Source organism: Actinomadura kijaniata (assembly GCF_014138665.1).
In the GTDB taxonomy this organism is placed as follows: Bacteria; Actinomycetota; Actinomycetes; order Streptosporangiales; family Streptosporangiaceae; genus Spirillospora; species Spirillospora kijaniata.
In genome coordinates, this window is the sequence record NZ_JACJIA010000007.1 from 121576 (window position 1) to 132474 (window position 10899).

9 protein-coding genes are annotated in these 10899 nt (G+C 76.3%); 5 read left to right on the forward strand and 4 right to left on the reverse strand.

The genetic code is table 11. From position 1 onward, the window contains the following. The first annotated feature begins 7 nt into the window (after nucleotides 1–7). From HNR61_RS25760 to HNR61_RS25770, 3 genes are all read left to right on the forward strand, one after another. Nucleotides 8–625 carry a nucleotidyltransferase family protein gene (locus HNR61_RS25760; RefSeq protein WP_182845767.1) on the forward strand — a complete coding sequence of 206 codons (618 nt, stop codon included), beginning with the start codon at nucleotides 8–10 and terminating at the stop codon, nucleotides 623–625. Beyond that, entirely contained in the window at nucleotides 622–1626 is a 1005-nt protein-coding gene (locus tag HNR61_RS50090; RefSeq protein WP_182845768.1) for a carcinine hydrolase/isopenicillin-N N-acyltransferase family protein, read from the forward strand. The genes HNR61_RS25760 and HNR61_RS50090 overlap by 4 nt, the downstream gene beginning before the upstream one ends. 68 nt (nucleotides 1627–1694) lie before the next feature. Next, nucleotides 1695–2174, forward strand: coding sequence for a nitroreductase family deazaflavin-dependent oxidoreductase (locus HNR61_RS25770; protein ID WP_312898097.1), 480 nt, complete (start codon nucleotides 1695–1697; stop codon nucleotides 2172–2174). 10 nt (nucleotides 2175–2184) lie between these two features. Here HNR61_RS25770 and HNR61_RS25775 read toward each other — a convergent pair whose 3' ends face one another. From HNR61_RS25775 to HNR61_RS25790, 4 genes are all read right to left on the reverse strand, one after another. After that, nucleotides 2185–3408, reverse strand: coding sequence for a DUF6986 family protein (locus tag HNR61_RS25775; RefSeq protein ID WP_182845769.1), 1224 nt, complete (start codon nucleotides 3406–3408; stop codon nucleotides 2185–2187). A 49-nt stretch (nucleotides 3409–3457) separates the two neighbouring features. Beyond that, nucleotides 3458–4861, reverse strand: coding sequence for a YlbE family protein (locus tag HNR61_RS25780; protein ID WP_182845770.1), 1404 nt, complete (start codon nucleotides 4859–4861; stop codon nucleotides 3458–3460). Continuing rightward, the gene (locus HNR61_RS25785) at nucleotides 4854–6305 is read right to left on the reverse strand and encodes an AllF/FdrA family protein (protein ID WP_312898098.1); all 1452 of its coding nucleotides are present in this window, start codon (nucleotides 6303–6305) and stop codon (nucleotides 4854–4856) included. Before HNR61_RS25785 ends, HNR61_RS25780 begins: the two co-directional genes overlap by 8 nt. 130 nt (nucleotides 6306–6435) lie before the next feature. After that, nucleotides 6436–7347, reverse strand: a complete 912-nt coding sequence (locus tag HNR61_RS25790) for an oxamate carbamoyltransferase subunit AllH family protein (protein WP_182845771.1) — start codon at nucleotides 7345–7347, stop codon at nucleotides 6436–6438. A 177-nt stretch (nucleotides 7348–7524) separates the two neighbouring features. On the opposite strand from HNR61_RS25790, the gene HNR61_RS25795 reads away from it, so the two are divergent. Together HNR61_RS25795 and HNR61_RS25800 are read left to right on the forward strand one after the other, a co-directional pair. Beyond that, nucleotides 7525–9234, forward strand: coding sequence for a PucR family transcriptional regulator (locus HNR61_RS25795; RefSeq protein WP_182845772.1), 1710 nt, complete (start codon nucleotides 7525–7527; stop codon nucleotides 9232–9234). A 193-nt stretch (nucleotides 9235–9427) separates the two neighbouring features. Continuing rightward, nucleotides 9428–10897 carry a uracil-xanthine permease family protein gene (locus HNR61_RS25800; protein WP_182845773.1) on the forward strand — a complete coding sequence of 490 codons (1470 nt, stop codon included), beginning with the start codon at nucleotides 9428–9430 and terminating at the stop codon, nucleotides 10895–10897. Nucleotides 10898–10899: the final 2 nt, after the last annotated feature.

Genomic DNA, 10899 nt, shown 5'->3' on the forward strand with positions numbered 1-10899 from the left:
TCGACGGATGAGTCTGCACGGGGCACAGGTGCCCGCCGGGCTGTTGCTGGCGGCGGGGGAAGGCAGTCGGCTCGGGCGGCCCAAGGCGCTGCTGGAGCTGCGCGGCGAGCGTCTCGTCGACCGGGGCGTCCGCCTGCTGCGCGATGGCGGCTGCGCGCCGGTGCTGGTGGTGTCGGGCGCGACGACCGTCGAGGTGATCGGCGCGGTCGTGGTGCCCAACGACGACTGGCGCACCGGCATGGGCTCCTCGCTGCGCGCCGGGCTGGCCGCGCTGCCGCCCGGCTGCCCCGCCGTCGTGATCGCCCTGGTGGACCAGCCGCGCGTCACGCCCGCCGCCGTCCGGCGGCTCGTGGACGCCTACGAGGCCGGGGCCCGCGTCGCCGTCGCCACCTACGGCGGCCGGCCCCGCAACCCGGTGCTGGTCGCCGCCGAGCACTTCGCGGCGGTCGCCGAGGCCGCCGTGGGCGACGTGGGGGCGCGCGCGTTCCTGCGGGCCCGTCCGGAACTGGTCACCGAGGTGCCCTGCGACGACGTGGCCCGGCCCGACGACATCGACACGCCGGAGGATCTGGCGGCGTTCCGGGCGTTGCCTCCCGACCGCGAAGGTGTTAACCGGGAGGGGTGACCCCTTCCGGCCCGTCGCGGCGGGCGTTCCTGCTCGGTGTTCCTGCGGCGGCGACGGCGGCCTGCGCCACCGGCCACCCCGCCGCGTCCCCCGCCTCCTCCGACGAGGAGCGCAGCCTCGCCACCCTCCGCGTGGTGGATCCCGCCCTGCCGCTGCTGTCGATGACCCTGTACGGCCCCTACGACGTCTGGAGGCCGCTGGCGCTGGCGCCGCCGCGCGCGCCGTTCGCCTGCTCGCTGTTCGCCGCCCGGCACGGGCCCGACGGCCCCGTGCTCGGCCGCAACTTCGACTGGGACCCCAACCCCGCGCTGCTGCTGACCACCCGGCCGCCCGCGGGCCCCGCGACGCTGTCGATGGTGGACCTGTCCTACCTCGGGGTCGGCCGCGACGCGGCGCTGCGCGCCCCCCGGGACCGGCGGGTCGCCCGCCGGCTGCTGAACGCGGTGCGGCTGCCGTTCGACGGCATGAACGAGCACGGCCTGGCGATCGGCATGGCCTCGCTGCCGTCCCCGGCGCTCCCGCCGAAGCTGCCGGGACGCCCGACGACCGGCAGCGTCCGCGTCCACCGCCTGGTCCTGGACCGGGCCCGCACCGTGGACGAGGCCGTCGCGGTCTTCCGCGCCCACAACGTCGACTTCACCGGCGGCCCGCCCCTGCACTACCTGGTGGCCGACCGCGACGGCGACGCCGCCGTGCTGGAGTTCGTGGACCGGAGGCTGAGCGTGGTGCGCGGCGCGGACGGCTGGCACGCCATGGAGAACGCCCTGCTCACCGGGACCGGCGCGGCGGGCCGTGCGCGCCACCGCCGCTACCGGATCATGGCCGACCGCCTGCGCGCCACCGGCGGCGGCCTCGGCACCGACGCCGCGCTGGCGCTGCTGCGCGACGTCCAGCAGTCCCACACCCGCTGGTCGGCGGTCTACCGGCTCCGCGACGGCGTCCTGCACTACACCCTGAACCGCGAGCACGCCAGGCGGCGGACGGCGCGCCTGGCCGGGTGACGTCCAGTTCCGGCGGCGGGGCGCGTGGCACACTGATGGTCCGCCGGAACGATCTCGTGGAGGCCGCCGTGCCCAAGCCACGCCCCGACTACCTCGACGACCCGCGCACCCAGCGGATCACCAAGGCGATGACCGCCGCGCACGTGGCGGTGTACCAGGCCACCGGCGGCGCGATCGGCCGCAGGTTCCGGGCCGGCCGCCGCTACCTGCGCAACGCGCCGCCGGTCTGCCTGCTGACCACCATCGGACGCAAGTCGAGGAGGCCCCGCACGGTGCCGCTGCTGTACCTGTCCGACGGTGAACGCGTCGTCGTGGTCGCCTCCCAGGGAGGCATGCCCAGGCACCCGGCCTGGTACCTCAACCTGCGCGACAACCCCAACGTGCTGGTCCAGATCCAGCGCTACCGCCGCCCGATGCGCGCCCGCACCGCCGGCAAGCGGGAACGCGAGGAGCTCTGGCCCCGCCTGGTCGAGATGTACCCCGACTACGAGGACTACCAGAGCTGGACCGACCGGGAGATCCCGGTCGTCATCTGCGAACCGGCCTGACCCCGGGCCGTCAGCGCAGGGCCGACTCCGGCAGGACGCTCTCGTCCAGCGCGCCGCAGTCGACGGCGCGGCGGAGGCGGGCGACCAGGGCCTTGACGGTGGCGGGCTCGTCCATCACGCCCTCGGCGGAGCCCGCCTGGTCGTGCCAGGCGCGGACGCGGCCGATGACGTCGTCCACGCCCGACAGGTGGAACCCGTAGACGGCGGCGTAGCGGCTCGGCAGGTGGGCCGGGTGCATGTCCCAGCCCTGGTAGAAGCCGTGGCGCAGGGAGTGCCGGACGTGCGCGGCGTGCACGGCCCAGGCGGCGTTGACCTCGTCGGGGCCATCGTTGCGGGGGATGACGTTGGTGGAGCCGTCCGACAGGCGCACGCCGGTCCCGGCCAGGGAGACCTGCATGACGTGGCGGGCGAAGTCGCAGGCGGGGTGGTCCAGGCGCTGCTGGTCCGGCGGCAGGCCGAGCGCGGCGGTGTAGTCGAACACGCCGAAGTGCGCGGCGGTCATGCGGCCCCCGGCGCGGGCGACGATGTCGCGCAGGCCGAGCCTTCCGTCGGCGTCGATGATCGCCTCGGTGGTCTCGATCTGGACCTCGAAGCGCAGGATGCCGGACGGCAGGCCGAGCGCGGCCTCCAGGCGGTCCAGGTACTCCACGAACAGCCCGACGTGGTCGGCGGCGATGACCTTGGGGAAGGTGATGGTGAAGCCGCCGGGCAGCCGCCCCAGGCGGTCGCGCAGCGCGGTCAGGAAGCCGTCGAGGGTGCGCATGGCGCGCTCGTGGCCGCCGTCGGCGAACGACTTGACCCGCAGCCCCCAGTAGTGCGGCAGCGTCTTGGCCTCGTAGAGGGCGGCGACGGCCTCCACGACCTGGGCGACGTGGCCGTCCTCCTCGGCGTCGTCGCGCACGCCGTAGCCGTCCTCGAAGTCGATCCGCACGTCCTCCACCGGCTCGCCCTGCAGCTTGGCGGCGACGCGGTCGCGGACCAGCCCGGCGATCTCGGGCTCCAGGTCGAACGCGGTGCCGAACGAGCCCGCGCCGGGGGTGTGGGTGTTGAGCAGGCGCAGCGCCTCGGCCCCGAAGTCGCCGGGGAGGGAGGGCGAGAACCGGTCGGCCGGCACGTACACGGTGTGCACGGGCTGGCGGCCCGGGGCGGCGCCGGGGAACACCGCGTCGTGCGCCTGGCGGATCTCGGCGATGCGGGCGGACAGGTCGTCGATCGAGGAAACGCTGAGGTTCACGCGGCCATGATCCACCATGATCGCGCGAGTTGGCACCCTCACCCGCAGGTCATCTTCGTGCCAGGGCCCGCAGCGCGTCGGCGAACACGTTCGGCGGGGGCGCGACCAGGCCCGCGCCGACCTGGCCGACGCCCGCCCTGCGCCCGGCGATGCCGGTGTCGATGACCGGCAGGACGCCGGTGCGCACCACGCGGGTCACGTCGATCCCGGCGGGGGTGCCGCGGAAGTCCAGCAGCGGGATCCGCAGCGCCGGGTGCTCGGCCATGGTGATCTCGTACATGCGGCGGGTCGCGGCGATCGCCTCGGGGACCCGGCCGCCGACGAACCGCACGATCGCGGGGGCGGCGGCCAGCGCGAACCCGCCCATCCCGGCCGTCTCGGTGATCGCCGAGTCGCCGATGTCGGGGTTGGCGTCGGCGGGGCCGTAGGAGCCGAGGTACAGGCCGTCGGGCACCCCGGCGGGGCCGGTGAACCAGCGGTCGCCGGTGCCCGACACCTGGACGCCGAAGTCGGTGCCGTTGCGGGCCATCGCGACGACCAGGCCCGAGCCGGGGACGCCGCGGGCGGCGTCGGCGGCGCACTTGGCGGCGGCCATGCCCGCGTTGAGGAAGAAGTGCTCGTTGCCGCCGACGAAGCGCAGCGCCTCGGCGACGTGCTCGCGGGGCGCGTCGGCGGCGACCAGGTCGGGGGCCAGCTCGCGCAGCAGCAGGGCGGAGGCGGCGCGGTTGCGGTTGTGCAGCTCGTCGCCCATCTGGAGGGCCTGCGCCATCAGCGCCACCAGGTCGAGCGGGCCGTGGCGGCGGACGGCGTCGCGCAGCAGCGGGCCGAGGACCGCGCCCATCCAGCGCAGCCGCTCGATCACCTCGGGCCCGTAGGCGCCGTACCGCAGGACCTTGCCCAGGCCCTCGTTCAGGGAGCAGCAGGCGGTGCCGCCGTGCACGGGGTCCCGCACGACCAGCATCCACATCGAGGGGCCGACCACGCCCGCCATCGGCCCGACCGCGCCGCGCCCGTGGCAGGGCTCCAGGTCGGCCGCGCCCTTGGCCAGCGCGTTCTCGGCCTGCTCCGGCGTGTCGGCCAGCCCCTCCAGCAGCATCGCGCCGACCAGGGCGCCGCGCAGCGGGCCGGAGGCGCGGTCCCAGGCGATGGGCGGCCCGGCGTGCAGGAACGCGCCGGGCTCCAGCCCCAGCACCTCGCGGGCGGGCCGCACGTCCACCAGGTGCGGGCGGGCCGACAGCATCCGGGTGACGGCGCGCCGGTCGGCCTCGGCGTGGCCGGGGTCGCCGAGGACGGCGGCCAGGTCGTGCTCGGCGCCGGGCGGGGGCGGCCGCCACGCCACCCGCCGCACGGCGGCGGCCTGCCGCTCCACCGCCTCGGCGAGCACGTCCACGCCGGTCGCCACGATCACCGGCTCGCGCGACAGCAGCCCGCCCAGCGGGGGAGCGTCAGGCATCGCGGGCCCCCTTCACCAGCGCGGCGGCGTGCCGCGCGGCCTCGGCGTTGGAGGCGAACACGGCCGCGCCCGCGTCCCGGAGCGCCGCCGCCTGCCGGTCGCGGTCCTGCGGGTCGCCGGGGGTCCCGCACAGCGACACCACCGCCGCCAGGTCACCGCGGGCGTCCAGCGCCCCGGCCAGGGCGGGCGCGAGCGCGGCGGCCGGGTCCGGGTCGGCCCCGTGGCCGAGGACGACGTCCAGCAGCAGCACCCCGCACCCGGGGTCGGCGGCCTCCCGGGCGAGCGCGGCCAGCCGCAGCGCCGGGTCGATCATCGGGTGGGCGCGCCCGCGCGTGTAGACGTCGTCGCCGAAGTCGACCAGCCGGTGGCCCCCGGCCGCCAGGTCCCCGAGCGCCGTCGCGGCGATCGCCTCGGCCTCGTCCCGCAACGTCCCGCCCGCGAACAGGCCGCGCAGGGCCCCGTGCGGAGACCCGTGCGGAGACCCGCCCGCCGCGCGCCCGCGCGGCGCGTCCCATCTCGGCCACTCCGGGACGGCCCGGCCGAGCGCGCGCAGCACCCGCTCCACGGCCCCGGTGAGATCGTCGTCGCCGCCGGGGAAGGCGGGCACCACCGGCGTGTCGAGCCGCCGCGCCGCCTCCCGCACCAGCGCGGCCACCCGCGGCGCGGGCGGCTTGGACACCAGCACGATCAGTTCGGTGCCCGGATCGGCGTCCAGCGCGGCCAGCGCCGCCAGCGCCGACCGCCCGCTGACCCGCGGCGACAGGTCGCGCCCGCCGACCCCCAGCACGTGCCGCACCCCGACCCCGGCCTCCTCCAGCAGGCACATCACCTGCTGCGCGCCGGTGCCGGAGGCGGCGACCACGCCGACCGGGCCGGGCCGCACGACGTTGGCGAACCCCAGCCCGACCCCGCCGACCACGGCGGTGCCGCAGTCGGGCCCCATCACGATCAGCCCGCGCCGCGCCGCCGCGTCCTTCAGCGCGACCTCCTGCTCGACCGGGACGTTGTCACTGAAGATCATCACGTTGAGCCCGGCGGCCAGCGCGTCCATGGCCTCGGGCACCACGTGCGGTCCGGGCACCGACACCAGCGCGACGGTCGCGTCCCCCCGCGCCGCCGCCGAGGCGGTGGTGAGCGGCGGCGGCTCGACCTCGGACGCCGGGTCGGGCGGGCGTTCGGCCAGCAGCCCGTCCACGGCCGCGCGGGCCCCGTCGAGCGCGTCCCCGTCCCGGGCCCGCAGCGCCACCACCAGGTCGGCGGGCGTGGCCCCGGCCGGGACGGCGAATCCCAGCTCGGCCAGCAGCTCCCGGTTGGACGGCGTCGCCATCGCGGCCATCGCGTCGCCGACCCCTTGCAGCTCCCCGAGCGCGCGGCTGACCCGCATCAGGGTCACCGAGTCCCGGTAGACCCCCGCCCGCAGCAGCACCACCTCGTTCACGACCACGCCCCCACCCGGGTGACCAGGAAGAACGTTCCCCCCATACCCCGTGGGCCCCGGTCCGTGACGTGCGGAGCCCGCACCGTGCCGGAGAACTTCTGGTGCCTACCGTGCGAAACCCTGCCCGGCGGGGTGGTCACGGCTCCGCCAGCGCGAGGACGGCGCGGCAGCCGGCCAGGACGCCCTCGGCCAGGTCCGCGCCCGAGGTGTGGCCCACCGCCAGCAGCCGCCGCACGGCCGGGGACGCCTCCTCCCGCCCGGCGGCCGCGCGCAGGACCGCCGCGACCTCCGAGGCCGTCTCGCCCGCCGCCGCGCAGTGCAGCAGCGTCGCCGACACCGCCGTGGTGCGGGCGTCCGCGTCGGCCGTCACCGCCGCTCCCAGCCAGTCCGCCAGCCACACCGCGCGCCGCCCGCCCGGCACCGCGTGCCCCAGCAGCCGCAGCGTCACCAGCAGCCCCGCCAGCACGTCGTCGCCGCTCGGGGTCAGGCCGGGGCCCAGGCCGACCACGCGTTCGGCGGCCTCGACCGCGCCCGCCAGGTCGCCCGCCGCGCAGCACCCGGCCAGCAGCGGCGGGTCCGGGTGGCCGTCCAGGCCGCCGGGCGCGTCGCCGGCCGCCTCCGCCAGCGCGCGGACGCCGCGCTCCAGCACCGGCGGCGGCACCGTCCCGAGCGCGGGCGCCGGGTCCCACCAGCGGCGCACCCGCACGCGCAGCCCGCCGCCGTCCACCGCGCCGTCGCCGACCCACGCGTCCGCGCCCTCGCGCACGTCCCGGAACGGCCGCTCCCGCGCCGTCGCGGCCAGCACCAGCGCGTTGGGTGGGCGCACCGCGTCCGCGCCGACGACCGCCAGCACGCGCGGTTCGGGGCGGTCGCGCAGCTCCAGGTAGACCGCCGCGGGGAACACCGCCAGCACCCTGGCCGCGCGGCGCGGCCCCTCCAGCGCCGGGCGCAGCGTCAGGCTCGCCGCCCCGTGCCGGGCCGACCCCGCCGCGCCGCGGGCGGGCCGGGGGCGGCGGAGACGGACGGGATCGTGGGCCAGGACGGTCAACGGGTCCTCCCGGGGCTCTCACCGGGAACGTAGACCCGCCCCGCCCGGGTCACGTATGGAGAAAGCTGCCAAGACCTGTTGTCATCGTTCGTCTTTGTTGTCAGGGTTGATCAGAAAGCGGTAGCGATCACGCCAGATCAGGCGATGTATGCCACAAAAGGCGAGGTGACCCCTGGCATGAGTGACACACCCGCCGCGGACCCGGGCCCACCGGCCCTGCGGCTCGCGAGCACCGGAACGCTGACCCACGGCCTGCCGGTCGGCGAGGTCCTGGGCGTCTCCACCCTGGCCGGAGCCCGCCTGATCGCGGGACGCTCCGGACTGAACCGCGTGGTGCAGCGGCTCAACGTCATGGAGGTCCCCGACATCCTGGCCTGGGTCAAGCCCCACGAACTGCTGCTCACCACCGGCTACCCGCTGCGCGGCACCCCGCAGCCCCTGGCCGAGCTGGTCGCCGACCTCGACGAGCGCGGCCTGGCCGCGCTGGCCATCAAGCCCGGCCGCTACCTGGAGCAGCTCCCCCCCGAGATGATCGAGCAGGCGGACCGGCGCGGCTTCCCGCTGATCCTGCTGCCCGACGACGTCGGCTTCGACGACATCCTCAACCAGGTCCTCACCGACATCCTCAACCGGCAGGCCGCCGTGCTCGCCCGCACCGAGGAGGTCCACCGGGCGCTGGTGCAGATCGTGCTGGGCGGCGGCGGGCTCCAGGAGGTCGTCGACGAGGTCGCCGCGCTGCTGGAGGTCCCCGTCGCGGTGCTGGACGGCGACCAGCGGGTCCTGGCCGGGGCGGGCACCCCCGAGCAGGTCCAGGCGATGCGGGCCGAGGCCGCGCGCGCCCAGCACGCGTTCCCCGGCGCGGGCGGCGCCGCCGGCGGCGCGGTCAACGGCTGCGGGCGCGGCGCGCACCTGGTCGTCCCGGTCGTGGCGGGCGGCTTCGACCACGGCCGGATCGTGGCGCACAGCCCCGGCGGCGCGCTGCGCGAGGCCGACCTCGGCATCCTGGAGCGCGCCGCGACCGTCGCGGCGCTGGTGGTGACCAAGCAGCAGGCCGTCGCGGCCGTCGAGAGCAAGTACCGCGCCGACTACCTGCGCGACATCCTCGCCGGGCGGGCCGGGGACGACGACCGCGTCGTCGCGCACTGCGCCGGGTTCGGCTGGGACCTGGACCGGCCGGTGATGGTCGTGGTCGCCGAGCTGGACGGGCGGCCCGGCCGGGGCGTGGAGGAGCGGGCGGCGCAGGAGCGGCTGGCGGCGGCCTGGACGACGGCCGCGCGCCGGCACGACCCGGGCGCGGCCGTGGCCAGCTTCGCCCACGAGGTCGTCGCGGTCGTCGGCGCCGACGGCGACCTGGGTCCCGGGGCGGACGCCCTGGCCAGTGGACCGGTCCAAGCGATGGTGAAGGAGGCGACCGCGATGTTCGCCGAGCACGTGGCGGTGCGCCGCACCTTCTCCACCGGCGTCAGCCGCACCGTCGCCGCGCCCGCCGCGCTGCCCGACGCCTACGAGCAGGCGCTGAAGGCCGTGCGGGTGGGCCGCCAGCTCCACGGCGAGGGGGCCCGCGCCCACTTCGACCAGCTCGGCGTGTACCGGCTGCTGAGCCTGGTGTCGGACCCCGGGGAGCTGCACGCGTTCGTCCGCGAGACCCTGGGCGAGCTGGCCGCCGACGACGAGGCCGAGCTGGTCGACCTGCGCCGCACCCTCCAGGTGCTGCTGGAGACCAACCTCAACGTCGCCGAGACCGCCCGCCGCCTGCACTTCCACTACAACACGCTCCGGTACCGGATCGGCAAGCTGGAACGGATGCTGGGCCCGTTCACCGAGGACGCCCACCTGCGCCTCAACCTGACCCTGGCGCTCCACGTGCTGCGGATGAAGGGGATCTGACCGAGCTGATCGATCCGGCCGGTCCGGCCGCCGGACGCGCGGCGGGCGAGGGATCCTGGTTTGGCGTCGGGCGTCCGGTTGCGGCACCGTCTCCTCCCAAAGCCCGGGGAAGGCTTTGGCACATGTCGCCGATGCCCGCCCACCAGGGTAGATCTACCTTGCCCGCATGAGCTGAACGTCCGGAGGAGCGCCGATGGCCATCGGTTGGAAACTGCACGGCGACGGGAGGACCCCGCCGCCCGGCGAGGTCGTCGCACCGGACGAACGGCTGTCCTGGCCCCGCACGGCCGGGATCGGGGCGCAGCACGTCGTCGCGATGTTCGGGGCCACCTTCGTGTTCCCGGTCGTGATGGGCCTGGACCCGAACCTGTCGATCATGATGTCGGGGCTGGCGACGATCCTGTTCCTGCTGATCGTCGGCGGGCAGGTCCCCAGCTACCTGGGCACCAGCGCCTCGTTCGTCGGCGCGGTCGCCGCGATCCGCGCCGCCGGCGGCGACAGCGGCACCGTCACCGGGGCGATCCTGGTCGCCGGGGCCGTGCTGGCGGTGGCCGGGCTGGCCATCCACTTCCTGGGCGCCGAGGTCCTGCACCGGGTGTTCCCGCCGGTGGTGACCGGCGCGGTCGTCATGCTGATCGGCTTCAACCTCGCGCCGGTCGTGGCGCGGGTCTACTGGCCGCAGGACCAGTGGGTCGCCCTCGCCACGCTGGTGTTCGCGGTGCTGTGCACGGTGCTGCTGCGCGGCTTCTGGGCGCGCGTGTCGATCCTGCTGGCCCTGGTGTTCGGGTTCGCGCTGTCGTGGGTGCTGGACCTCGCCGGGAAGGTCACCTCGGTGCTGCCCGGTCAGAACCTCCTGGACGCCGCCGGGCGGGCGTGCGCGAAGGAGGGCCCGTACTGCGTGGCGACGGCGTTCCCGCACGACCGGGTGAACCTGGCGGCGGTGCGGGAGGCGTCCTGGTTCGGGCTGCCGGAGTTCCACGCCCCCGACTTCAAGACCAGCGCCATCCTGCTCGCCCTCCCCCCGGTCATCGCGCTGATCGCCGAGAACACCGGGCACGTCAAGGCCGTCGCCGCCATGACCGACCGCGACCTGGACCCGGTGATGGGCCGCGCGGTCGCCGCCGACGGCGTCGCCACGATGCTGGCCACCGGCGTCGGCGGCTCCCCGACCACCACCTACGCCGAGAACATCGGCGTCATGGCCGCCACCCGCGTCTACTCCACCGCCGCCTACTACGTCGCGGCGCTGGTGGCGATCGCGTTCGGGCTGTGCCCCAAGTTCGGCGCGCTGGTCGCCGCCACCCCCGGCGGCGTGCTCGGCGGCATCACCGTGGTGCTCTACGGCATGATCGGCCTGCTCGGCGCCAAGATCTGGATCGAGAACCGGGTCGACTTCGCCGACCCGGTCAACCTGGTCCCGGTGGCCGCCGCGATCATCCTGGCGATCGGCGACGTCACGCTGCGGATCACCGACGGCTTCCCGCTCCAGGGCATCGCCCTGGGCACCCTGGCGGTCCTGCTCGGCTACCACGCCCTGAACGCCGTCGCCGGGGCCCGGCGCGGCCCCGAGGGCACCGGCGCGGGCATCATCGCGCCCGGCGAACGCGAGATCGGCGGCCCGGTCCGGCCGCCCACCGAACCCCCCGAGAAGGGGGACGGCTAGCC

Excerpts from the sequence above, each read along its gene's own strand:
- HNR61_RS25760 (WP_182845767.1), top strand. The coding sequence starts at position 8 with ATGAGTCTGCACGGGGCACAGGTGCCCGCCGGGCTGTTGCTGGCGGCG.
- HNR61_RS25780 (WP_182845770.1), bottom strand. The coding sequence starts at position 4,861 with ATGCCTGACGCTCCCCCGCTGGGCGGGCTGCTGTCGCGCGAGCCGGTG.
- HNR61_RS25795 (WP_182845772.1), top strand. The coding sequence starts at position 7,525 with ATGAGTGACACACCCGCCGCGGACCCGGGCCCACCGGCCCTGCGGCTC.
- HNR61_RS25800 (WP_182845773.1), top strand. The coding sequence starts at position 9,428 with ATGGCCATCGGTTGGAAACTGCACGGCGACGGGAGGACCCCGCCGCCC.